This is a genomic window from Thioclava litoralis, from assembly GCF_045278885.1.
GTDB lineage: Bacteria > Pseudomonadota > Alphaproteobacteria > Rhodobacterales > Rhodobacteraceae > Thioclava > Thioclava litoralis.
Genome location: NZ_CP135443.1, coordinates 798,670 through 822,439, shown reverse-complemented (window position 1 = coordinate 822,439; position 23,770 = coordinate 798,670). Strand labels below are relative to the sequence as shown.

Here is a 23,770-nt window from a genome sequence, read left to right as displayed (position 1 = left end):
GTCAGGCCTTGACCTTATTGGCGTCAAGCGCGGCCAAGGCACGGGCGGCCTCTTCGAAATATTGGGGGTTGGTGTCAACAGCCTCCTGCAGGAGGCTGCGCCCGGTATTCACATCGCCCTGCTTGATGGCCGAAAGCGCCGCCGTATACAGCAACTGGGCCCGCTCGGTCTGGGTCATGTCGACCACCGGCAGGTCATATTTGCGTTGCGCGGCACGGGCCAGAACGAGGTTGTTCTTGGTGGTGAAGCTGGACGGGTCATAGGTCAGCGCTTCAGCAAAAAGCTTTTCGGCGGATTTGGCATCGCCACGGGTCAGTTTCGAGAAGCCCCAGTTGTTCAGCACACCGGCGGGGCGGGTTGTCAGCCCGACAGCCGTATCATAGAAACTATCGGCCTTTTTCCACTGCTTGCCGCTATCGGCCACCATCGCTTCCAGCCGGTAACGGTCATAGGTCTCGTAGGTGGGCGGCACCGTGTTGAGCGTGGCCTTCGCGCCCGCCCAGTCATTGCTGCGGATCTGGGCATCGGCAAGACCGACCTTGTCGGCATCCGTGGCACCGGGCATGGCCAGCACCGCCTGCCAGACCTTCACGGCCTGATCATGCTGTTTGGCCCGCACCAGAGACTTCGCCAGCCCCCGCTTGAGGTCGATCCGGTCGGGGTTTTCGTTGGCAGAGCGCTGGAAATATTTCACAGCCTCCTTCGGGTCGCTGACAGTCAGCATGATATCCGACAGGTTCGTTTCGTCGATCGCATTGACGGTCTTGAAGGCCTCGGCCTCCTTGGCACTGTCGCTGGCACCGCAGGCGGCAAGCATCAGCGCGCCTCCCAGCAGGGCGGTCATCACGATAATCTGGCGCATGGTGTTGCGTCCTCTCGCTCGGCCTCAATGCTTGGTCAGCAGCAGGTATTCGCCATGCCCGCGCCGCACCAGCTTGAATGTCTGTTCTTGCGGAGAATCATATACCGGTTTGTCGATTTTTGCGAGCGCGCGCATAAGGTTTTCTCGGATCGCGTCAGATTCGCCATTATCAAGACCATAGGCGATGCGGAAGGTCCGCGCGGCCTCGGCGACCTTGCCCTCTTCCATCAGCACGACGCCCAGATTGTTCCAGGCGGGCACGAATTTCGCGTCTTTTTCGGTGGCACGGCGCAGGATCTGTTCCGCCTGTCCCAAGCGCCCGAGTTTGAGATTGGCCGAACCGATGGCCGATAGCGTGTCCACTGTGGCCCCGTGTTCGGCCATCGCGCGGTAATAGGCCTTGAGCGCCAGATCATATTCGCCCGCTGCCATCAGGCGATGCCCGACGATCAGCCCGTCCACCCCGTCGCCATCCGCATAGCCCGGTGCATAGGGCGATTGCGAGGTGCCGAAGGGCAGCGGCACGCAGCCCGCGAGCGCGGCAGACAGACAGGCAAGGGCAATCAGGCGTCGGGTGGCGGGCATCGGGCTCTAGAGCGTCAGAAGTTGCTGAAGCTGTTTATCATATCATAGACCGAAGGCCCAACAAGGATGATGAGAAGCGGCGGCACGGTGAACGCCATTGTGCCCAAGGTCATTTTTGTCGGGATCTTGTTGGCCGCTTCCTCGGCGCGCATGATCCGTTTGTCGCGCATATCGGCGGCATAGATGCGCAGGGCCTCGGCGATAGAGGTGCCGAATGTCTGAGACTGGATCATGACGGTGGCGAAGCTCTGGATGTCGCTCACGCCCGAGCGTTCCCCGAAATTGCGCATCACGGTGGCTTTGTCCTTGCCCGCCTTGATCTCGTAGGCGATCAGACCGAATTCCTCGGAAATGGCGGGGCAGGAAGTGGCCAGTTCGCGGGCCACGCGGATGATGCCCTGATTGAGCGACTGTCCGGCCTCGACACAGACCAGCAGCATGTCCAGCGCATCGGGAAAGCCGTTCTGCAATTCGGCGGTGCGGGCTGCGACACGGCTGTTGACCCATTGTTTCGGACCAAAATATCCCACAACGCCCGGTCCCATGATCAGGCCGATCATCGCCGCAGGTTCCAGCGGGTCGGTATTGGTGAGGGTGAGATAGACCGTGATCAGCGCCCCCAGCGCAAGCCCGCCAATCGCCGCCGAGGCTTGGGCTGCGTGGAAGCTGCGCACGGCATTCGGGCTGCGATAGCCCGCGCTTTGCAACCATTTCTTGGCGGCCGACATTTCCTTTTCGTTTTGCGGTTCCAGAAAACCGGCAAACCGTTCCAGCGCGTCATTGCCGCTGCCTTCGCGCAGTTTTGCGGGGCTTCTTGTGGCCGTTACCGGCTGCGAATTGCGCCGCTGTTGGGCGATCTTGTCCAGCGGATCGCTGCGCCGTTTGAGCAGAAAGGGCAGGGTGGCAAGGATCAGCCCGCCCGCCAGCACCAGAAGCGCGATCATCGGTCCTAGCGGGCCAAGGGATTGGGTCAGGAATTGGGAGAGCGCGCTCATGGGGGTCTCTTTGAAAAGCGGGGCTTAGACTTTGATATTGGTCATGATGCGCATGAACAGCACATTCATGCCCAGCAGGACGAAGACGGCAATGGCCAGAGGCAGGAACATATCGGAATCCTTGACCTTGTCGTAATAGGTGGGCGAGACGATCAGGATACCCGCCAGCACCACCAGCGGAAAGCCCGAGAGGAACATGCCCGACCATTTCGGCTCGGCGGTAATGGCTTTCACGCGACGGAACAGACGGAACCTTGCGCGGATCACTTTGGACAGCCCGTCGAGCACCTCGGCAAGGTTGCCGCCCGATTGCTGCTGGATCGATACCGCCACGGCGAGGAAGCGCAGATCCTGCATGTCCAGCCGTTGGGCCAGATCGCGCAGGGCATCGGCCACGGGGCGGCCATAGGCGGCCTCGTCCGCGATCATCCCGAATTCGGTGCCCAGCGGGTCGGGGATTTCTTTGGCCACGGCTTGGATGGCCGAGGAAAGCGGATGCCCCACCCGCAGGCTGCGCACCATCAGTTCGATGGCATCCGAAAGTTGCTCCTCGGCCAGGGCCATGCGTTTCTTCGCCTTGCCAGAGACCCACAGGAACACCGCGCCGCACCCCATCGCCACCGAAAGCAGCAGACGTGTGGGCAGGTCCACCGTCAGCCCGACCGAGAGGCCCGCAAAGACCACAAGGCTCATGGCCGCCATGACCCCCATCAGCGCCTGCGGGCTGAAGGCGATATTGGCCTTTTGCGCCTTGTCGGCCAGCAGCGAATAGAAGGGGATGTTGCGCCCCTTCTCGTGCTGCGTCACCTCTTTGCGCAGCTGTTCCAGCACTTCTTCGCGGCGACCGCCCTTTTCCAGCATATCGATGCGGCGGTTGACGCGCCGCGACAGCGAGATCGACTTGCCGAAGACCAGCAGATAGATGCCCTCGACCAGCAAGAGCACCGCGATGAAGATCACCGCATAGATGGCAACGGTGGAAATCGCGCCCATGCTCAGCCCTCCACGGGTTCATAGATCGAGGCAGGCAGGTCATAGCCCCATTGGCGGAACCTGTCGGAGAAATGCGACCGCACGCCCGTTGCGGTGAACCGCCCGATGATCTTGCCCTCCGGCGTCAGGCCGAGGCGCTCGTAGCGGAACAGTTCTTGCATCGAGATCACATCGCCCTCCATGCCGGTGATCTCCGAGATCGAGGTCATCCGGCGCGAGCCGTCCTGCAGACGCGAGGCCTGCACCACAAGGTTCACAGCCGAGGCGATCTGGGCGCGCATCGCCTTGATCGGCATCTCGATCCCTGCCATCGCGATCATGTTCTCCAGCCGCGACATCGCATCGCGGGCCGAGTTCGCGTGGATCGTGGTCATGGACCCGTCATGTCCGGTGTTCATCGCCTGCAGCATGTCGATGACCTCCTCGCCGCGGGTCTCGCCCACGATGATCCGGTCGGGGCGCATCCGGAGCGCGTTCTTCAGACAGTCGCGCGGCGTCACCGCCCCACGCCCTTCGACATTGGGCGGGCGGCTTTCCATCCGGCCCACATGGGTCTGTTGCAGCTGGAGTTCGGCGGTATCCTCGATGGTCAGGATACGCTCGGAATTGTCGATGAAAGACGACAGCGCATTGAGCGTGGTGGTCTTGCCCGAGCCGGTCCCGCCCGAGACGATGACATTCAGCCGTGTCGAGACGGCGGCCTGCAGATAGGCGGCCATCTCCTCGGTAAAGGCGCCGAACCCGACCAGATCGTCAATGCCCAGCTTGTCTTTCTTGAATTTCCGGATGGAAACCAGCGAGCCATCCACCGCAATCGGCGGCACCATCGCGTTGAAGCGCGAGCCATCGGCCAGACGCGCATCGACATAGGGGTTGGATTCATCGACACGGCGCCCCACGGCCGACACGATCTTGTCGATGATCCGCATCAGGTGGCGTTCGTCCTTGAAAACGGTGTCGGTCAGCTCCAGCTTGCCGCCGCGTTCCACAAAAACCTGTTGCGGGCCATTGACCAGAATATCGGACACCGTCTCGTCTTTGAGCAGCGGTTCGAGAGGTCCAAGCCCCATCACCTCGTCATAAAGCTCGCCGATCAGTGTCGTGCGCTCGCTTGCGGTCAGGGCGATACCGGCATCTTGCAGGACTTCGGACCCGATCGCGGAAATTTCCGAGCGCAGATCGGATTCGCGCGCCGTTTCCAGCGCCGCCAGATTGAGGTCTTCGAGCAGGCGGGTATGGATTTCGGTTTTCAGCTCGCCCAGCTTCTGGCGACGACGGCGGTCCTTGTCCTGCGGCTCTGCCTGCGCGGGCGCTGCGGGCGCTATGCGGCGGGTGACCAGCGGGGCTTTCTCCACCACGGGTTCGACCGTCGGGGCCTTATCGACCGCAGCGGCGGGGGGCGGGGCAGGCTGGGCGGTTGGCTTTTTGTAACGCGAGAACATATCTGTCCTTTCCGGTCCCGTCCGGGATCAGCCCTGTGCAGCCTTCGCAGCGTGGTTACGGTCGTAGACGCTGCGCGCCAGCTTCTGATATTCGCGCCGTAACGGCGCTTTGGCGGCCGTTTCGGCAAGGGGCTGGCCGTGATCATTGGCCTGCGTGATGGCGCGGCCCCCATCGGGCAAGTGCAGCTCGATCGTGATATCAAGGCTTTCGGCCAGACGTTTGACGCGCGACTTGCCGGCCAGATCGGTGAATTTCGGTGCGCGGTTCAATACGTAGCGCAGCTTCTCGACCGGTAGATCCTCGGCCTGAAGCGCACGGATCATCCGCAGCAGGTTCTGGGCCGAGCGCATATCCAGTTCCAGCATGGCGAAATACAGATCGGAGGCCGACAGCACCGTTTCGGTCCATTGCACGACGGTTGACGGCATGTCGATGATCACGAAGTCGAACTGGCTCTGTGCCATCTTGATCAGCCGCGAGATGTCCTCGGTGCTCGGCAGATCCAGCGGCAGCATGTCCGCAGGGGCCGTGAACACATGCAGCTTGTCCTGATAGACCTGAAGCGCCTGATGGAACAGCTCGGCATCCATCTGCGCGGTGTTGCTGAGCGTGTCGAAAATGATCTCGCGGCGCGGCAGGTCCAGATAGGTGGAAATCGTGCCGTATTGCAGATCCAGATCGATCACGCAGACACGCGGCGCTTCGGGGAGCGCGGTGCGTTTCTTGCCGCTTGCGCCGGGATTGCAGGCCAGCTCCCATGCCAGATTGACGGCAAAGGTCGATGCACCCACGCCGCCTGCCATGCCATGAACGGCCAACACCGCGCCGTTGCGATCCTGACTGGTTTTGCGTGGCTGGGCGGGGGCGAAATCCTCGGCGGTATCCTGGGCATGGCCCAGCCGGTGGATGGCCTCGTGCAGCGCGCCTTCGGGCAGGGGATAGGGGACGAAATCATCCGCCCCCAGACGCAGCAGTTGGTGCAGCGCGATCGGCGAAAGCTCTTCAGCGATCAGAATGATCCGCAGCCCTTTTTCCTTGGCGGTTGTGATGATGCGCGTGATGCGGTCAAGATTGATCTCGTCATCCTCGTCCACGGCAATCGCCAGAAATTCCAGCGTTTCGGCATCGGGCTGGTTGAGAAACAAAAGCGTGTCATCAAAGCCGAGATCGCCCCAGCTTTCGCCAAGTTCGGCTTCCATATCCTCGATCAGCAGATTGAAGTTCGACACATCACGCGACACGGTGCAGGCCACCAGCGGCGCCGGCTCCGGGCTTAGTATAGGTGCTGCACTCATCTGCCTGACGTCCCTTCCGTTATCGGTCCTCGGAGTGACCATAGGGTGACCCGCCGCGACTCGGTCGCAGGGGCCTCGCTTTGGCTCAAGATCATGCCGAATCTTGGCAAGATTGCGGCCAGACTGTTTCAATTGTGGGGATATAGGCGACGATCATGATAACAGGCGGCCCTTGTTTCCACGGACCACCTGCTGCAAGACATTCGTAACTATGCTTCTTATTTCGCGCCGGTGACCGTTCCGACCGATGTAGACTCACCGCCCGTAAGTTGTGTGGGGGGCTGCGCGCTTGTCACGTAATCACGGAAAACGATCTGCGCGTATTTCCCGTTCATCACCATCGGATTGCTTTCCACAAAGCCCGAGACTTCGGTGACGGTGCGGCGGTTCTGTTCGTTCGGGGCGTTGGTCAGAACCAGCGGCTGTGTTTTGCCATAGCTTACGATGGCTTCCAGTCTTGATCTGGAAATCCCTTGCGATGTCAGGTAGTTGACCGCAGCTTTCGCGCGTCGCAGACCAAGTGCCTTGTTATAGGCGTTCGATCCGACAAGGTCGGTGTGACCATAGACACGGAAGCGCACCTCGGGGAACTGGCGGATAAACTTGGCCTGCTGGGCCAGAATCGCACGGGCTTCCGGTGTCAGCACGGCCGAATTGAAGGCGAAGTTGATCGTGGTGGGGACGCTGGCATTGAACTTGCTGTTCAGGTTGACCGCAAAATCCTGAGGATTGGTCATAACCTGAAGGTTGTGCGCCGTGGCGGACCCGTAGCCGGTACTTCCCAGAGAATTCCCGATCTCCTGGCTGCATCCCGCAAGGGTCAGCGCCGCTGCGCAAAGCGTAAGTGTGAAAGCCGAACCATGCATCTGTTATTCCATCATATAACCGTAAGAGCCGGAATAATCCTGCTTGGCGACTTCGGCGGCAGCCCCGCTGACCGGACGCCCCGTGGTCTTGCCAAAGAGGAACATATCCGATTCCGAGGGGAGCTTCACCCGATCCGTCGGCAGGGCATAGGCCATGCCTTTGGTCGGCGTGACAAGATGCGGGGTGACGATGATTACCAGTTCGGACTGCTTGCGCTCGTATTCGCTTGAACGGAACAGCGCGCCCAGAACCGGCACGTCGCCCAGCCACGGCACCTGATCGTTCAACCCGTTGAAATCATCTTGCAAAATACCCGCGATAGAGAAGCTTTCTCCGTCCCGCATCTCGACCGTCGTAGAGGTTTCGCGCCGCTTGAAGGCATTCACCGAGAAGCCGCCCGATTCCATCGTCACGCTGGTATCGATGGCCGATACCGCAGCCTTCATTTCCAGATTGATGACACCGTCATCGATGACGCGGGGAATAAAGGTCAGCTCGACGCCGAAGGGCTTGTATTCGATAGCGATGCCATCATCGTCGACCACCGGAATCGGGTATTCGCCACCGGCAAGGAAATGCGCTTCCTGTCCGGACAAGGCGGTCAGGTTCGGTTCGGCCAATGTGCGCACGACGCCCTTGGATTCCAGCGCCTCAAGCAGCACGTTCATTTCGAAGGTGCCACGGGTCAGGCTGAGCCCGAACTGCCCGCCTTCACCACTATTGGTCGCATTGGTCAAAGAGGTGCTGGCATTGCCACGGGTTAGGCCCAAGCCAATGGAAGCGTTCAGGTTTTTTGCCACGGAACGCTGCATTTCGGCAAAGCGGACCTGCAGCATCACCTGCTGGGTGCCGCCCACGGTCATCAGGTTTGACACGCGGTCGGGTGCATAGCGGTTGGCCAGATCCAGTGCCCGATCCAGCTTGCCGGTCGAAGAGACGGTGCCCGAGAGCACGATACCATCATTGGCCGTGCGGACTTCGATATTCTCGCCGGGCAGGATCTGTTTCAGCCGCTCCTTGAACTCGGCGATATCCGGTGTGACCTGCACTTCGACATTCGAGATGAGTTTACCATCCGCGCCCAGAATGGTCATTGTCGTGCGCCCGGGAAGCTTGCCCAGTACATAGATCGTGCGGTCGGACAGCGTGGTGATATCGGCAATACCGGGATTGGCGATGGATAATTCGGTGAAAGGCTGGTCGCTCTCCACCACCACAGCACGGTTCATCGGCACGGCCAGCGGTGCGGATGAAGCACCGGACATAACGCGCAATGTTTCGGCATTGGCGGCGCAAACCACGCCGAGGCCGCAAGACAAAGCCAAAAGCCCTGCCGTGAAGAAAGTCTTTAGGTTCATTGTGATCCTGCCTCTCCGATCACATCGTAAATCTTACGGCTCTGGCGTCCGCTTGGCGATCATTAACTGCGTTCAAAGGAGCATGACCGAAACAGGGACATTTGGCAATAATTTGCTTATAACCGCCCTTGCGGTTTGTGCCGTTGAGGTCACATGCAGGTTTTACCGTCCATCTGTTGCCGGGTTGGGGGTGGCTTAATTGGTGCAGGGGATCGGAGTTTCGATCACTTCGGAACCTTTGCGGGTTTTGATCGTGCAGACTTTGGGGGCAGGGGCTGCGGCAACTTCGGGGGTGCCAAGAAGCTGGTCGCGATCAATCTCGATCGGGCCCATTGCGCTGGTATCAAGCGTATTTCCCACCAGTGCCAGCATGATCTGTCCCGTGCTTTGCGCAAGGGTCAGGGCCGCCACCTGTTCGGGGCTGACCTCTGCGGTGACAGTGCGTGCAATCACGGCCTCGGCTACGCGATCGGCATCGGCGTTCTGATCGACCGCGATCAGCTTGAGATTGGTCTGGATCAGCTTGGTCACATCACGATTGTTGATGCGACCATACCAGTAGACATCCACGTGGTCGCCCGGGCGCAGGAAACCGGACACGCCGGATGCGGCGTTCACTCCGATGGTGAAAGCGCGCATATCTGCCGCCAGTCGGGCCGTAATGCCGGCATCGATGCCGGGTTTGGTGATCTTTGATGCAAGCAAGGGCTCGTTGGCCTCGTACGACCGTAGGGCCGCGCGGGGGCGGGTTTCTCCGTCAAGGAAGGCTGCTTTTGTGGCCTCGTCTCCCTGAGCCGCGCTAATGGCCGAGAACGCGCCTTCGGGCAGCTTGCCCTGCTGGACCTTGATGACCTCGAGATCGGCTTGCGTGAAACGTTCCCCATATTTCAGGGCATGTTTCACCACGACCATATTGGCCATCTGCGTCATGGACTGCCGCTCTTTCAGCAGGTAATCACGCTGGGCCTGAAATTCGGCAATCTTGCCTTGGGTCATATACACGGCCATGCCGGCCAGTGCGACGCCCAGAATAAAGACCAGTCCAAAGATGAGACGCATCGTGTTTCCCTTTCTGAGAGTACTTTGCGGCGTGAAACCCTAGTTTCGGGTTAAAAATCGTCCTGAATCTCGACGGATTCGAGATAGTCTGCGATTTTTGTGGAGGCTGAATACGCACTTGTCCCGATGACTTTCGCTACTGCGAGCGCCAAAGCCGCAACGACTGCGGTGAGAACGACCCATTCCGCTGACACGGCTCCACATTCGTTTTTACGAAATACTCGCAATTTTTGTAGGAGCGATTTTTGCTGATCGAAGTTGTTACAAGATAATATCGTGGGGCGCACGCTCATATTTGTCCGTTTCCTCTAGGCACAGCAGAACAAGAAACATGGGCAGCTTCTTGCATGAGGTGTTGGCATGCGAAAGCCGCCCCGAAGGCGGCTTTCGGCGAATAGCTAGTTACCACGAAGTTTTGACTATCAGCCGCCGGTGCTCGAGGTCGTGAAGTCGGGCGCGGTCGGCGACACAGAGATATCAGAGCCGGCTTTGTAAATGTTTTTACCCACAATGGTCACAACAGCAACGCCGAGGCCTACGATGGCGGCGGTCAGCACAACCCAGTCAACGGTCACAGCGCCGTCTTCTTCGTTGCGGAATTTCTTGGTCAGACGAAACAGTTTCATGGCAGCTCTCCAGTGTTAAACTCTCACTCTTTCCGCGGTTCTGGTCATTCACCCTTGTCCCTATGCCCCGCGGCATGAGGAGAATTTGTCGTTGGTTCGTGGCTAGAATGGGGCAGCTTATCGGCCTTTCAGCGACCAAGAGCAGAATCTTTAGCTTTTATTGACCTTTCACGGGGCGCTTGCCACTTTGGGGCGAGTGATCGGTGGCCAATATGTGCAGACGCGCCTTCATGCGCGCGCGAATCCGGTCCTGGCGGGGGATTGCGGCAACGGTTTCGTATGAAAACGGGCCTCTGACGCGGACATCAAGGCGAATCGCTGGCGCTTGCGGCGGGATTCGGGATTTATGACATACAGAGGGCGAAGCCCCGGTTCGAGCAGGATGAGCTTATGAAAGTAAGACAGACCGTCCGTCTGGGCGCTGGCATGGCCCTTGTGATGGCCGCCGCGCCGATGACTTGGGCGCAATCGGTGATCACGACGCCCACCGTGCGCACAATGGCCATGCAGCATCAGGCCCCGACGGTGAACCGTTATTCGCCGAAAACAGTGACGCCGCCCGCGCCGGGGACGAAAAAGCGTATCAATATCCAGATCAACCCCGATGAGCAGCGCGCAGCACTGGCTGCGCGGGCCGCTATGCCCTTCACGCCGGTGATGCCGAAATCGGCAAGCGCGCCTGCTGCCAGTTCCAGCTACACCTGGTACTGGGATCGGGTCTCGCCCGGTCTGGGAGATCGGGCGGGCCGCTTTGACGCCGCGATCGCGGCGCTGTCGCAAGGGCCGGGGGGCAAATCGGTACGCGCACCGCGGCTGGCCGATCTGAAAGCCATTGCCGACCGGCATGGCTCGCAGATTCTGGCGGCGACGATCGGCACACAGGTTTCCCCTGCTTTGGTACTGGCGATGATCTCGACGGAATCTGCCGGACGTCATGATGCGGTGTCCCATGCGGGGGCGGTGGGGCTGATGCAGCTGATTCCCGCCACAGCGGAGCGTTTCGATGTGGAGGACAGCAAGGATCCGGCCCAGAATATCAAAGGCGGCGTGGCCTATCTGGATTGGCTGATGACCGAGTTCGACCGTGATCCGCTGATGGTGATCGCGGCCTATAATGCGGGGGAAAACGCGGTGAAACGCAATAATGGCGTGCCGCCCTTTGCCGAAACCCGCGATTATGTGCCCAAGGTGCTGGCCGCATGGTCGGTGGCGCGCGGGCTGTGCCTGACGCCGCCCGAGCTGGTGACAGATGGCTGTGTTTTTGCCGATCGTGGCTGACGTCCAGCCCCCCCGATTCCATGCCCAATGAAGAAAAGGCACCCGCCTGCCAGCGGATGCCTTTTTGATCTGTCATGTATCCTCATGCGGTCGGGCCGCCGGACGATGCGTGAATGAGGGCCTGTATGTCGATCCCGTGCCATGTCGTCACCCGAGGTGTGTTGGGGTGATGCGGAAGACGATATGTTGACGGGTCTGCTTGCCTCAGTCTTGTTGTTATCTGCTCGTTTTTAATGGCGTTCTTGGCTTCACCCGCTGCCACAGGATCAAGCGCTGCGCCGATAAAGGCAAACTGAAGGCTAATTGAGGCAAGAATAAGGCATCGTTTCCAAATTCGTGTCGAATACCGGAATCGGGCTGAAATTGTTCGGGCCAATGGGGCGTTGCCCATGAAAAAAGGGCGGAAATTCCGCCCCTTCGCTTTGGCTGTTGGATGGGCTTAGTTGACCAGCGTCGCTTCGGTTGCGGCGCGAAGCTCTTCTTCGCTGATGCCATCGGCCAGCTCCACAAGCTTCAGGCCGCCTTCGACCACATCCAGAACGCCCAGATTCGTGATGATACGATCCACCACGCCGGTGCCGGTCAGCGGCAGGGTGCAGGCCTTGAGCACCTTCGACTCGCCCGCCTTGTTCTGGTGGTCCATCACCACAACGACCTTCTTCACGCCCGCAACCAGATCCATCGCGCCGCCCATGCCTTTCACCAGCTTGCCGGGGATCATCCAATTCGCCAGATCGCCGTTTTCAGCCACTTCCATCGCGCCCAGGATCGCCGCTGCAATCTTGCCGCCGCGGATCATGCCAAAGCTGGTCGCACTGTCGAAATAGGCGGTATTGGGGACTTCGGTAATGGTCTGCTTGCCCGCATTGATCAGATCGGGGTCTTCCTCGCCCTCATAGGGGAAGGGACCCATGCCCAACATGCCGTTTTCCGATTGCAGCGTCACATTCACGCCCTCGGGGATGAAATTGGGCACAAGCGTCGGAATGCCAATCCCGAGGTTCACATAGGTGCCATCCTCAAGCTCTTTTGCCGCGCGCGCCGCCATCTGGTTGCGGTCCCAACCCTTTTTCACATCAGACATGGATCAGGCCTCCTTCGGGCGCGTGGTGACTTTTTCGATGCGCTTCTCGTGCTGGCCCTGGATCAGGCGGTGCACATAGATGCCGGGCAGGTGGATATGATCGGGGTCCAGCGAGCCTACGGGTACGATCTCCTCGACCTCCATCACGCAGACCTTGCCGCACATCGCCGCCGGAGGGTTGAAGTTGCGCGCGGTCTTGCGGAAAATCGCATTGCCGGTTTCATCGGCTTTCCAGGCTTTCACAATGGCCAGATCGGCAAAGATGCCTTCCTCCAGAATGTAATCCTCGCCCTTGAACTGCTTGACCTCCTTGCCCTCGGCCACCTGCGTGCCAACGCCGGTCTTGGTGTAGAACCCGGGGATACCCGCCCCGCCTGCACGCATACGTTCGGCCAGCGTGCCCTGCGGATTGAATTCCAGCTCAAGCTCGCCCGAGAGATATTGCCGCATGAATTCGGCATTCTCGCCGACATAGGAGGACATCATCTTCTTGATCTGGCGGGTCTCCAGCAGTTTGCCCAGACCAAAGCCGTCGACGCCCGCGTTATTGGACGCAACCGTCAGATCCTTGACGCCGCTTTTGACAATCGCGTCGATCAGAAGCTCGGGGATGCCGCAAAGGCCGAAGCCTCCTGCGGCGATCAGCATGCCGTCCGACAAAAGCCCGTCCAGAGCCTCGGTCGCGGAGCCGTAAATCTTCTGCATGAATACTCCTCCAAGTGTTTCAGCCAATAAGGCGCTATCGTTCAGAGCAAGTCAATGCTGCGCTGCGGCGCAGGGTAAGCAGGGCGTAAAAAAGGCAGGCCACTTGCGTGCCTGCCTTTCTGTCTTAGTCTTCGGTCCCCGCGCCGTCATCCGGATCGGTTTCCGGAGCGGCGGTCTTCTTGGGGGCCGCTTTCTTGGCCGCAGGCTTTTTCGCTGCGGTTTTCGGGGTGGCCGCCTTTTTGGCGGGGGCCTTCTTGGCCGCAGGCTTTTTGGCGGCGGTTTTCTTGGCGGCAGGCTTTTTCGCCGCGGCCTTCTTCTTCGGCGATTTGGCGGCCTTCTCGGCCAGCCATTCCACCGCTTGCTCCATGGTCACCTGCTCGGGCTCGACTTCTTTGGGAATCGTCGCATTGACCTTTTCCCATTTCACATAAGGCCCATAGCGTCCGGGCATCACCGAGACCGCGCCGCCATCGGGGTGCTCGCCCAGCTCTTTCAGCGGTTTGGCGGCAGCGCCACGGCCACCGCGCGCCGCCTTCTGCGCCAGCAGTTCCACCGCGTGGTTCATCCCCACGGTGAAGACATCCTCGACCGAGGGCAGATTCGCATAGGTCTTGAGGTGCTTCACATAGGGGCCGAACCGGCCAATAGCGGATTCGATCATCTCGCCATCTTCGGGGTGGGGGCCGATCTCGCGGGGCAGGTTCAGCAAAAGCATCGCCTTCTCAATGTCGAGATCTTCCAGTGACCATGTCTTCGGGATCGAGGCGCGCGGCGGTTTCGGCACATCCTCGGTGACCTCGCCCTTCTGCACATAGGGGCCAAAGCGCCCCACGCGCAGCGTCACCTGCATCCCCTCGTCATAGCCCAACAGCTTGCCGTCCAGCGCCTGCGCCGCGTCATCGCCATCGGGGGCAGAGAGCGGGCGGGTATAGCGGCATTCGGGGTAATTGCCGCAACCGATAAAGGCGCCACCCGAGCGGGCGGTCTTCAGGTGAAGCTGGCCACTGCCACAGACGTGGCAGATGCGCGGGTTCGACCCGTCCTCGCGGGGCGGGTAGATATGGGGTGCCAGAACCTCGTCGATCTTGTCGAGCACCTCGGTGATACGCAGCTCTGAAGTTTCCTCAAGCGCTGCCGAGAAATCCCGCCAGAAGCGCGAGAGCACTTCTTTATAATCGCGCTCCCCCGCCGAGACATCATCCAGCTGGTTTTCCAGCCCCGCCGTGAAGTCATATTCCACATAGCGGCGGAAGTAATTCTCAAGGAAGACCGTGACCAGACGGCCCTTATCCTCGGGGAACAGGCGGTTCTTGTCCTTGCGCACATAGCCACGGTCCTGAATGGTCGTGACGATGGACGCATAGGTCGAGGGCCGCCCGATGCCGAGTTCTTCCATCCGTTTGACCAGCGTCGCTTCCGTATAGCGGGCGGGGGGCTGGGTATGGTGCTGGGCGCCGAGGATCGCGGCATTCTCGCTCATGACAGCGGCGGGGCAACGACGGATGCCGGGCTTGTCATCCTCGACCAGCGTGTCCTCGCCCTGCGCCTTGCTGAAGGCCTCTTCATAGGCAGGCGCCAGCTTCAAAGCCTCGCCCTGCATCACCTGCGGCAGGCGGTTGCTATCCTCGTCGTCGTCATCGTCGCGGCCTTGGTCATAGACCTTCAGGAAGCCGTCGAAGGTCACAACCGAGCCCGTGGCCCGCAGCTCGACCTGCTCGTCTTTCGAGCCGATCAGAACGGTGGTGCGTTCAAACCGCGCGGCTTCCATCTGGCTGGCAATGGTGCGCTTCCAGATCAGATCATAGATCTTGCGCTGGTCATCGGCGGAAACCTTCAGCTTGTCGGGCGAGACAAACATATCCGTCGGGCGGATACATTCGTGGGCCTCCTGCGCGTTCTTGGCCTTGTTCTTATACATGCGCGGCGATTTGGGGACGTAACTTTCGCCGAATTTCGCCTTGATCGCATCGCGCGCCTGCATCACGGCCTCGGGGGCCATATCGATGCCATCGGTCCGCATATAGGTGATATAGCCCGCCTCATAAAGCCGCTGCGCCGCCGACATCGTGGCCTTGGCGCCCATGCCGAATTTGCGCGAGGCCTCCTGTTGCAGGGTCGAGGTCATGAAGGGCGCATAGGGGTTGCGGCTGGCAGGCTTGGCCTCGACCGAATTGACCATCAGTGCGCGCGAGGACACCGCCTGAACGGCCATCTCGGCATCGGTCTGATTGGCGAGGTCGTATTTATCCAGCTTCTTGCCGCCCAGCATCGTCAGGCGGGCTTCAAAAGTCTGGCCGCGCGGGGTCTCCATCTGGGCCACGACCGACCAGTATTCACGCGGGTTGAAGGCCTCGATCTCCATCTCGCGCTCGACGATCAGCCGCAGACAGACCGATTGCACACGGCCCGCCGATTTCGCACCGGGTAGCTTGCGCCAGAGCACGGGCGAGAGGTTGAAGCCCACCAGATAGTCCAGCGCGCGCCGCGCCAGATAGGCCTCGACCAGCGCGGTATCCACTTGACGCGGGGATTTCATCGCCTCCAAGATCGCATTCTTGGTGATCGCGTTGAAGGTCACACGGCTGACATTCTTCCCCTTGAGCTTCTTTTCTAGCGCCTGCTCAAGGTGCCACGAAATCGCTTCCCCCTCGCGATCAGGGTCAGTCGCGAGGATCAATGTGTCATCATCTTTCAGCGCATCGGTGATCGCCTTGATGTGCTTTTTCGAATCGGACGCAATCTCCCATTTCATGTCGAAATCATGCTCGGGATCGACCGAACCATCTTTCGGAGGCAGGTCGCGAACATGCCCGAAAGAGGCGAGGACGGTGTAATCGGAACCAAGATATTTGTTAATTGTCTTGGCCTTGGCTGGTGATTCGACGACGACAACCGCCATGTGGACCTCGCAGGTAGAGCTATTCTTGAGTCGGGCGGAAGATGTGGGGTTTATTCGGGGAATGTCAATGTAAAGCCTGATCTTCCGGTTTTATGGCCTTTTCCGGCAGGGGCTCATGCAAGGCTGATCCGGCTTCCGGGGTGGCGCAAGACCATACCTTCCAGTTCCAGATCGGTCAGAAGCTGGGCGAATGTGGCCGCATCGGTTTGCAGATCGCGGATCACATGGTCTTCCAGAACAGGGCTGGGCCCCAGAAGCTCCAGAAGGGCTTGCGCAAGATCATCCGGCACGGCGCTTTGTGGCAGGGGGGGCGTGTGCGACGGCTGTGGCGGGGCAGGGCCCAAAGCCTCGGCAATATCGGCAAAATCGCGGATCAGGGTCGCGCCGTCGCGGATCAGCAGGTTGCAGCCACCCACCCGCCCGTCCATCGGGTGGCCCGGAACTGCCATGACCTCGCGCCCCTGGTCCAGCGCGTTACGCGCTGTCAGCAGGCTGCCCGATTTCGCGGCGGCCTCGATCACGATCGTCGCCCGTGCCAGCCCCGAGATAATGCGGTTGCGCTGCGGAAAATGGCGCGCCTGCGGTTGCATTCCGGGCGGGTTTTCGGAAAGCCGCAGGCCCTGTCGCGACAAGGTGTCATGCAGTCCTGCGTTTTCCTTGGGGTAGATCACATCGATCCCGCCCCCTTGCACGCCAATGGTGCCCGTGAGAAGCGCGGCCTGATGCGCCTCGGCATCAATCCCGCGGGCAAGCCCCGAGACAATCACATAGCCTGCCTCTCCGGCCTCCTGCGCAAGCCCTGCCGCCATGCGCCGCCCCAGAGACGAGGCGCTACGCGCGCCCACAAAGGCCAGAGCAGGGCGTTGGAGAAGGCTGGTATCGCCCAGAGCCCAAAGCACGGGGGGCGCGTCGGGCAGATCCAGCAGGGCCTGCGGGTAATCGGGCCCACCAAACACCAAAAGCCGCGCGCCTGCCTTGCGGCCCGCCTTCATTTCGGCCAGCGCGGTCGCCTCGTTACAGGGGGAATAGTCCGGCACACCGGCAGCGCGGGCGATCTCGGGCAGGGCCGCAAGTGCTGCCGTCGCCGATCCGTGTTCCGTAATGATCCGGTGAAAGGTCGTGGCCCCGACACGACGAGAGCGAAAGAGACGGAGAACCAGCAGTTCATTTTCTTCCGTGGTGGGTGGGGTGAAGGGGGTGGGGTAAGAAAACAAGCCTGTTTTCATCCGGTCCTCCGCCTCAATCGCAAGACCAAATTGCGAGATTAAGATTAACGAATGGTTACCAAACGCTGCGCTGCGAAAATTTTGCTAAAAATTTATTTGATCTCTTGATAGAAAAACCGCCCCAAGGGACGGATTTTCTAGGTTTCATAAAGGGTTGGTTCGCAAAAGGCGCTCAGGTAGCAGAGCCGCCCACCGTCAGCCCGCCAATCATCAGGCTGGGCTGGCCGACCCCTACGGGTACCCATTGCCCCTGTTTGCCGCAATTTCCGATTCCCGGATCAAGGGCCATATCATTGCCAATGGCACGAATCTGACGCATCGCGGTGGGGCCGTCGCCCACCAGAGTGGCCCCTTTCACCGGCGCGCCCACCACACCATTCTTTACGCGGTAGGCCTCGGTGCAGTTGAAGACGAATTTGCCGTTGGTGATATCCACCTGACCGCCTCCGAAGCCCACGGCATAGATCCCATCTTTCAGATCGGCGAGAATGGAGGCCGGATCAGCCTCGCCGCCCATCATATAGGTGTTGGTCATACGCGGCATCGGGCAATGGGCGAAACTCTCGCGGCGGCCGTTGCCGGTGGGGGTGACCCCCATCAGCCGCGCGTTCTGGCGGTCCTGCATATAGCCTACCAGAATCCCGTCCTCGATCAGCACATTCTTGCCCGAAGGCGTGCCCTCGTCGTCAATGGTGATCGACCCGCGACGGTCGGGGATGGTGCCATCATCCAGCACGGTCACGCCCTTGGCGGCCACCTGTTGCCCCATCAGCCCCGCAAAGGCCGAGGATTTCTTGCGGTTGAAGTCGCCCTCCAGCCCGTGGCCCACCGCCTCATGCAGCAGCACCCCCGGCCAGCCCGGGCCAAGCACCACATCCATCTGCCCCGCAGGCGCGGCCTCGGCGCGCAGATTGACCAGCGCGATCCGCAGCGCCTCGCGCACGGCGGGTTGCCAGGTGTCGGGGGTGATCAGCCCTGCCAGACCATAGCGGCCACCGCCACCATGACTGCCCGACTCGCGGCGACCGTTTTCCTCGACGATGACCGACACATTGATCCGCGCCATCGGGCGGATATCCGACACCAGCCCGCCTTCGGGTCGCAGGATGAAGACCTCTTGCAAAGAGGCCGCCATCGAGGCCGAAACCTGCACCACGCGTTTGTCCAGATCGCGGGCGAAAGCGTCGATCTCCTTGAGGATGTCGATCTTGGTGGCAAAAGTGGCATCGCTCATCGGGTCGGTGTCGGAATAGAGCCGCAGATTGGTGCCCTGTGGCGGGGGCGCCATCGTGCCGCCTCCGGCACCCACGGCCAGACGGGCGGTCTCGGCGGCGCGTTTCAGCGCGCTTTCCGTCAGCTCGGTCGAATGCGCATAGCCCGAAACCTCGCCGCGCACGGCCCGCAGACCAAAGCCCTCGGCGGCGTCATAGCTGGCATTCTTCACGCGGCCATCATCGAAGACCAGCGCCTCGGAGCGGCGGCGCTCAAGGAACAGCTCGCCATCATCGGCCCCAGAGGTCGCCTCACGCAAAACAGCAAGGGCGCGCTCTTCATCCAGCTGGGTCTCAAAAGGGGCGAAGCGGGTATCGCTCATCCGGTGTCCTTCCTTCGTTGCGCGCCTATGGTCGCGGTTCTTCCCAACGGATATGTCCTGTCATGCGCGCTGATACAAGTTTTGTCGGCAATTCCTGTGCGATCCGCGTGCAAATTCCGGCGCGGCGGGCGATGCGAACCGCGCTGGGAAAATGTAAAGATATGGCGCAGTATCAATATTAGGTGTATCCGGCCGGTAGACCTGTGATCCGCTTGCGGCTAATCAGGCGCTGTTTCAGCCGGATCAGGCAGATCCGTCCCGCTATTTTCCGGCTCTTTGTGCCGGCGAGGTGTCTGGGCGCGGCAGGGGGTCTGCGGATAGGGCTGGACAACGACAATAGCTGCACGGCGGGGCCATGCCAGAGGCTGCGGCGCACAGTTTCAGGAAAGACGAACCGGAAGGCACGTATGAGCGATATCAGCTATGTGAAACCGCAAGGCCAAGATGCGCAGTTCAACGATTTCGTGGCGCTGCTAAAGCCGCGTGTGATGTCTTTGGTTGTCTTTACCGCCTTCGTGGGGCTGGTTGTGGCGCCCGTGCCGGTGCACCCTCTGGTTGGATTTATATCCATTCTTTTCATCGCCTTGGGGGGTGGTGCCTCGGGGGCGCTGAACATGTGGTATGATGCCGATATCGACCGCATCATGAAGCGCACCCAAAGCCGCCCGATCCCCGCAGGCCGTCTCAGCGAAACCGAGGCTTTGGGCTTCGGTCTGGCGCTTTCGGTGATCTCCTGTGTCATGCTGGCGCTGGCCTCGAATGTGTTTTCGGGGCTGTTTCTGGCCTTCACGATCTTCTTCTATGTCATCGTCTATACGATGTGGCTGAAACGCTCGACGCCGCAGAATATCGTGATCGGCGGGGCCGCGGGGGCCTTCCCGCCCATGATCGGCTGGGCTGTGGCTACAGGGGGCGTTTCTGTCGAATCAGTGGCGATGTTCCTGCTGATCTTCCTGTGGACGCCGCCGCATTTCTGGGCGCTCGCGCTGTTCATGAAAAGCGACTATTCGGCGGCGAAAGTGCCGATGCTGACCGTGACACATGGTCGCAAGGTGACCCGCCGCCATATCCTTGCCTATGCGCTGATCCTTGCGCCGGTGGCCATCGGGCTGGGCGTGACCTCGATTGGCGGGCCGGTCTATCTGGCCACGGCGCTGGTGCTGAATGCGGTCTTCATCCACGGCGGCTGGGTGATCTGGCGCCGTGCCGAAGAGACTGCCGAGGCCGAGAAATACCGTTTTGAAAAACGCTACTTCTATTTCTCGCTGCTGTATCTGGCGCTGCATTTCGGGGCGCTCTTGGTGGAAAAGGCGCTGCATCTTTGGCCAGCCTATGCCAGCTTCGCGCAGAGCTTCGATCTGGGCTTCCTGTGGTCATGAGCCGTCGCATCTATCCTATGCATCTGGCCCGTGCCTCGCGCAATAAGGGGCTAGGGCTGACATTGGCCGTGTTCTGCCTGCTTGTCTTCGGGCTGACCGTGGTCAAGCTTTCCGCCCAGACAGAGGCCGCAAACGCCCCCATCTCTGCCCAGACACGCTAGACCTTCGGGCTTTTCTGCCGCAGGTTATGCCGATTTCTGGGGGAGATGCGTTGTCAGGGATGACACCGCCCCGGCATTGGCGTATCAGACCCCGACGAACCGAAGGACCGACCATGCGTTATATTTCGACCCGGGGACAGGCCCCGGCTCTGAGCTTTGGCGAAGCAATGTTGACGGGTCTGGCCCGCGACGGCGGGCTCTATGTGCCCGAGACGGTGCCGCAATTCACGCAAGACGAGATCGCCGCGATGGCCGGTCTGTCTTATGAGGAAGTCGCCTTCCGCGTGATGAAGCCCTTCACCGCCGAGACCTTCTCCGACGAAGAGCTGAAGGGGGCCATCACCCGCGCCTATGCCGGTTTCGGCCATGTGGCTCGCGCGCCGTTGAAACAGCTGGCGCCGAACCATTTCCTCTTGGAGCTGTTCCACGGCCCGACGCTCGCGTTCAAGGATTTCGCGATGCAGGTGATCGGCCAGCTGTTCCAGATCGAGCTGGCGAAACAGAACCGCAAGGTCACCATCGTGGGCGCAACCTCGGGTGATACCGGTTCGGCCGCGATCGAGGCCTTCCGCGGGCTGGAGAATGTGGATGTCTTCATCCTCTTCCCGCATGGCCGCGTGTCCGAGGTGCAGCGCCGCCAGATGACCACGCCCATCGAAGGCAATGTCCATGCGCTGGCGCTTGAAGGTGATTTTGACGATTGCCAAGCCAAGCTGAAGGATATGTTCAACGATTTCACCTTCCGCGACGAGGTTGGCCTTGCCGGTGTGAACTCGATCAACTTCGCCCGTGTTCTGGCGCAGATCGTCTATTACTTCACCTCGGCCGTGGCCGTGGGGGCGCCGCATCGCAAGGTGTCCTTCACTGTGCCGACCGGCAATTTCGGTGATATTTTCGCAGGCTTCCTTGCCAAGGAAATGGGGCTGCCGATCGACCGTCTGGTGATCGCCACCAACCAGAATGACATTCTCGACCGCTGCATCAAGGCAGGCGATTACACCAAGCGCGGTGTTAAACCCTCGATGAGCCCGTCGATGGATATCGAGGTGTCGTCGAATTTCGAGCGTGCGCTGTTCTGGGCCTATGGCCGTGACGGGGCGGCTGTTTCGGCGCTGATGGACGAGCTGAAGACCCAAGGCTCTTTCACCGTGTCGAAAAACGCGATGGGCGCTTTGCTCGAGCATTACGACAGCGGCTCGGTCGGCGAAGGCCGCACGCTGGAGATCATCGCCAAGACGCTGAAGACCACGGGCGAGCTGTTGTGCCCGCATTCCGCCGTGGGCGTGGGTGTGGCGATGGAGGCGATCGAGCGCGATCCGGCAACGCCGATGATCACGCTGGCCACCGCGCATCCGGCGAAATTCCCTGCCGCTGTGAACGAGGCGTCTGGTGTGCATCCCGAACTGCCGCCGCGCATGGCCGATCTGTTCGAGCGCGAAGAGCGCGTGACCCGTGTCCCGAATGATCTGGCCGAACTTGAGGCCCTGATCCGCAAAGAGCGCCGCGTATGATCCAGTTTTCGACCCTTTCCAACGGCCTGCGTGTCGTGACCGAGCGGATGCCCTCGATGGCCTCTGCCTCTATCGGCATCTGGGTCAATGCGGGCGGGCGTCACGAACGCCCCGAACAGAACGGCATCGCGCATTTCCTTGAACATATGGCGTTCAAGGGCACCAAGACGCGCAGTGCGCTACAGATCGCCGAGGCGATCGAGGATGTGGGCGGCTATATCAACGCCTATACCTCGCGTGAGGTGACCGCCTATTACGCGCGCGTTCTGGGCAATGATGTGCCGCTGGCCCTTGATGTCATCGGGGATATCCTGATGAATCCCGTCTTCGACCAGCGCGAGATCGAGGTCGAGCGCGGTGTGATCTTGCAGGAAATCGGGCAGTCGCTCGATACGCCTGATGATATCATCTTCGACTGGCTGCAAGAGGCCGCCTATCCCGATCAGGCCATCGGTCGCACCATCCTTGGTCCGGCAGAAAAGGTTGCGGGCTTCGGGCAAAGCGATCTGGCGGGCTTTGTTGCCGAACATTATGGTCCGGGCCAGATGATCCTGTCGGCGGCGGGCGATGTGGATCATGACACGATCGTCAAACAGGCCGAGGGAATTTTTGGCCATATGGTCCCGCGCACGGATGCGCTGATCCAGCCTGCAAGCTGGAAAGGGGCAGAGCACCGCAAGACCAAAGACCTCGAACAGGCGCATTTCGCACTGGCCTTTGAAGGCCCGAGCTACCGCTCGAGCGATCTTTACGCAGCGCAGGTCTATGCGACGGCGCTTGGCGGCGGCATGTCCTCGCGCCTGTTCCAGAAGATCCGCGAAGAGAAGGGGCTGTGCTACACGATCTTCTCGCAGGCCGGTGCCTATGAGGATACGGGCATGATGACCATCTATGCCGGCACTTCGGCTGAAGAGGTCGCGCAGCTTTCCACCCTGACGGTGGATGAGTTGAAACGCGCCGCCGAGGATATGTCGGAAGTCGAGGTCGCCCGTGCGCGTGCCCAGATCAAGGCGGGGATGCTGATGGGTCTGGAAAGCCCCTCCAGCCGTGCCGAGCGTATGGCGCGTAATCTGTCGGTCTGGGGCCGCGTGCCGGATCTGGAAGAAACGGCGGCGCGGATTGATGCGGTAACGGTCGAGGCGGTGCGCGCCTATGCGGGCAAGCTGATCGAGGCCCCCAATTCGGCGCTGGCCCTTTATGGTCCGGTCGAGAAAGCCCCCAATCTCGAGGAATTGCGGCGGAGGCTTGCCGCCTGATGTTGACGCGTCGCCGGAAACCGAAGGTGGAAACCGATCGGCTGACGCTTCGCCTGCCGCAACATTCCGACTATCGCGATTGGGCCAGCCTGCGCGAGGAAAGCCGCGAGTTCCTGACCCAATGGGAGCCGCTGTGGTCGCAAGACCATCTCTCGCGCAAGGCCTTTGCCAATCGGGTTTACTGGTCGGCGCGGGCCGAGGCGGCAGGCACGGCCTTGCCCTTTTTCCTTATCCGGCACGGCGACGATCGGGTGGTGGGGGCAATCACCCTCGACAATATCCGCCGTGGCCCCGCGCAGTCGGGGACCATCGGCTATTGGGTGGGCGAACGCTATGCCCGCCAAGGCTATATGCGCGAAGCGATCAATGGTGTGGTCGATTATGCCTTCGCCATCCTTGACCTCAGCCGGATCGAGGCGGCCTGTCTGCCGGAAAACGCGGCCTCGCGCGGGGTGCTGGAGAAATCCGGTTTCAAATATGAAGGCGTGGCGCAGGCCTATTTGCAAATCAACGGGCGCTGGCGCAATCATGTGCTCTATTCCAACCTGCGGCCCGACCGTCGGGGCCGCACGGATGTAGGCTGACATTCTATAA

General features: G+C 60.7%; 21 protein-coding genes. 6 read left to right on the top strand and 15 right to left on the bottom strand.

Going from position 1 to position 23,770, the window contains the following annotated elements; translation table 11 throughout:
• Position 1: 1 nt before the first annotated feature.
• The 10 genes from RPE78_RS03985 to RPE78_RS03940 all read right to left on the bottom strand — a co-directional run bounded on the left by RPE78_RS03985 (position 2) and on the right by RPE78_RS03940 (position 10,083).
• The gene (locus RPE78_RS03985) at positions 2 to 862 is read right to left on the bottom strand and encodes a hypothetical protein (RefSeq protein WP_339108207.1); all 861 of its coding nucleotides are present in this window, start codon (positions 860 to 862) and stop codon (positions 2 to 4) included.
• A gap of 24 nt (positions 863 to 886) precedes the next feature.
• Positions 887 to 1,447, bottom strand: coding sequence for a tetratricopeptide repeat protein (locus RPE78_RS03980; RefSeq protein WP_339108206.1), 561 nt, complete (start codon positions 1,445 to 1,447; stop codon positions 887 to 889).
• A gap of 14 nt (positions 1,448 to 1,461) precedes the next feature.
• Entirely contained in the window at positions 1,462 to 2,442 is a 981-nt protein-coding gene (locus RPE78_RS03975; RefSeq protein WP_406721283.1) for a type II secretion system F family protein, read from the bottom strand.
• A 24-nt stretch (positions 2,443 to 2,466) separates the two neighbouring features.
• Positions 2,467 to 3,435, bottom strand: a complete 969-nt coding sequence (locus tag RPE78_RS03970; protein ID WP_339108204.1) for a type II secretion system F family protein — start codon at positions 3,433 to 3,435, stop codon at positions 2,467 to 2,469.
• Between the two features lie 2 nt (positions 3,436 to 3,437).
• On the bottom strand, positions 3,438 to 4,877 hold the full coding sequence (locus tag RPE78_RS03965) for a CpaF family protein (RefSeq protein ID WP_339108203.1): 1,440 nt from the start codon (positions 4,875 to 4,877) through the stop codon (positions 3,438 to 3,440).
• A 27-nt stretch (positions 4,878 to 4,904) separates the two neighbouring features.
• Complete coding sequence (locus RPE78_RS03960) at positions 4,905 to 6,173, bottom strand: CpaE family protein (protein ID WP_406721282.1); 1,269 nt, start codon at positions 6,171 to 6,173, stop codon at positions 4,905 to 4,907.
• Between the two features lie 218 nt (positions 6,174 to 6,391).
• Positions 6,392 to 7,039, bottom strand: coding sequence for an OmpA family protein (locus tag RPE78_RS03955; RefSeq protein WP_339108201.1), 648 nt, complete (start codon positions 7,037 to 7,039; stop codon positions 6,392 to 6,394).
• Positions 7,040 to 7,042: 3 nt separating this feature from the next.
• On the bottom strand, positions 7,043 to 8,398 hold the full coding sequence (locus tag RPE78_RS03950; RefSeq protein WP_406721281.1) for a type II and III secretion system protein family protein: 1,356 nt from the start codon (positions 8,396 to 8,398) through the stop codon (positions 7,043 to 7,045).
• Positions 8,399 to 8,593: 195 nt separating this feature from the next.
• On the bottom strand, positions 8,594 to 9,457 hold the full coding sequence (gene cpaB, locus RPE78_RS03945) for a Flp pilus assembly protein CpaB (RefSeq protein WP_339108199.1): 864 nt from the start codon (positions 9,455 to 9,457) through the stop codon (positions 8,594 to 8,596).
• Positions 9,458 to 9,879: 422 nt separating this feature from the next.
• Positions 9,880 to 10,083 carry a pilus assembly protein gene (locus RPE78_RS03940; RefSeq protein WP_406721280.1) on the bottom strand — a complete coding sequence of 68 codons (204 nt, stop codon included), beginning with the start codon at positions 10,081 to 10,083 and terminating at the stop codon, positions 9,880 to 9,882.
• A gap of 498 nt (positions 10,084 to 10,581) precedes the next feature.
• On the opposite strand from RPE78_RS03940, the gene RPE78_RS03935 reads away from it, so the two are divergent.
• Positions 10,582 to 11,361, top strand: coding sequence for a lytic transglycosylase domain-containing protein (locus RPE78_RS03935; RefSeq protein ID WP_339109542.1), 780 nt, complete (start codon positions 10,582 to 10,584; stop codon positions 11,359 to 11,361).
• 439 nt (positions 11,362 to 11,800) lie between these two features.
• On the opposite strand, the gene RPE78_RS03930 is transcribed toward RPE78_RS03935, so the two are convergent.
• From RPE78_RS03930 to tldD, 5 genes are all read right to left on the bottom strand, one after another.
• Positions 11,801 to 12,445, bottom strand: coding sequence for a CoA transferase subunit B (locus tag RPE78_RS03930; RefSeq protein WP_339108196.1), 645 nt, complete (start codon positions 12,443 to 12,445; stop codon positions 11,801 to 11,803).
• A gap of 3 nt (positions 12,446 to 12,448) precedes the next feature.
• The gene (locus RPE78_RS03925; RefSeq protein WP_406721279.1) at positions 12,449 to 13,150 is read right to left on the bottom strand and encodes a CoA transferase subunit A; all 702 of its coding nucleotides are present in this window, start codon (positions 13,148 to 13,150) and stop codon (positions 12,449 to 12,451) included.
• 124 nt (positions 13,151 to 13,274) lie between these two features.
• The gene (gene topA, locus RPE78_RS03920) at positions 13,275 to 16,049 is read right to left on the bottom strand and encodes a type I DNA topoisomerase (protein ID WP_406721278.1); all 2,775 of its coding nucleotides are present in this window, start codon (positions 16,047 to 16,049) and stop codon (positions 13,275 to 13,277) included.
• A 113-nt stretch (positions 16,050 to 16,162) separates the two neighbouring features.
• Complete coding sequence (dprA, locus tag RPE78_RS03915; protein WP_406721277.1) at positions 16,163 to 17,275, bottom strand: DNA-processing protein DprA; 1,113 nt, start codon at positions 17,273 to 17,275, stop codon at positions 16,163 to 16,165.
• A 172-nt stretch (positions 17,276 to 17,447) separates the two neighbouring features.
• Positions 17,448 to 18,869, bottom strand: a complete 1,422-nt coding sequence (gene tldD, locus RPE78_RS03910; RefSeq protein WP_406721276.1) for a metalloprotease TldD — start codon at positions 18,867 to 18,869, stop codon at positions 17,448 to 17,450.
• A 407-nt stretch (positions 18,870 to 19,276) separates the two neighbouring features.
• On the opposite strand from tldD, the gene cyoE reads away from it, so the two are divergent.
• From cyoE to RPE78_RS03885, 5 genes are all read left to right on the top strand, one after another.
• The gene (cyoE, locus tag RPE78_RS03905; RefSeq protein WP_339108191.1) at positions 19,277 to 20,248 is read left to right on the top strand and encodes a heme o synthase; all 972 of its coding nucleotides are present in this window, start codon (positions 19,277 to 19,279) and stop codon (positions 20,246 to 20,248) included.
• Positions 20,245 to 20,409: a hypothetical protein gene (locus RPE78_RS03900; protein WP_339108190.1), complete on the top strand. Its 165-nt coding sequence runs from the start codon at positions 20,245 to 20,247 to the stop codon at positions 20,407 to 20,409. The genes cyoE and RPE78_RS03900 overlap by 4 nt, the downstream gene beginning before the upstream one ends.
• Before the next feature lie 113 nt (positions 20,410 to 20,522).
• Positions 20,523 to 21,920, top strand: coding sequence for a threonine synthase (gene thrC, locus RPE78_RS03895; protein WP_406721275.1), 1,398 nt, complete (start codon positions 20,523 to 20,525; stop codon positions 21,918 to 21,920).
• Positions 21,917 to 23,176, top strand: a complete 1,260-nt coding sequence (locus RPE78_RS03890) for a M16 family metallopeptidase (protein ID WP_406721274.1) — start codon at positions 21,917 to 21,919, stop codon at positions 23,174 to 23,176. The genes thrC and RPE78_RS03890 overlap by 4 nt, the downstream gene beginning before the upstream one ends.
• Positions 23,176 to 23,760: a GNAT family N-acetyltransferase gene (locus RPE78_RS03885; RefSeq protein WP_406721273.1), complete on the top strand. Its 585-nt coding sequence runs from the start codon at positions 23,176 to 23,178 to the stop codon at positions 23,758 to 23,760. Before RPE78_RS03890 ends, RPE78_RS03885 begins: the two co-directional genes overlap by 1 nt.
• The last annotated feature ends 10 nt before the right edge of the window (positions 23,761 to 23,770 follow it).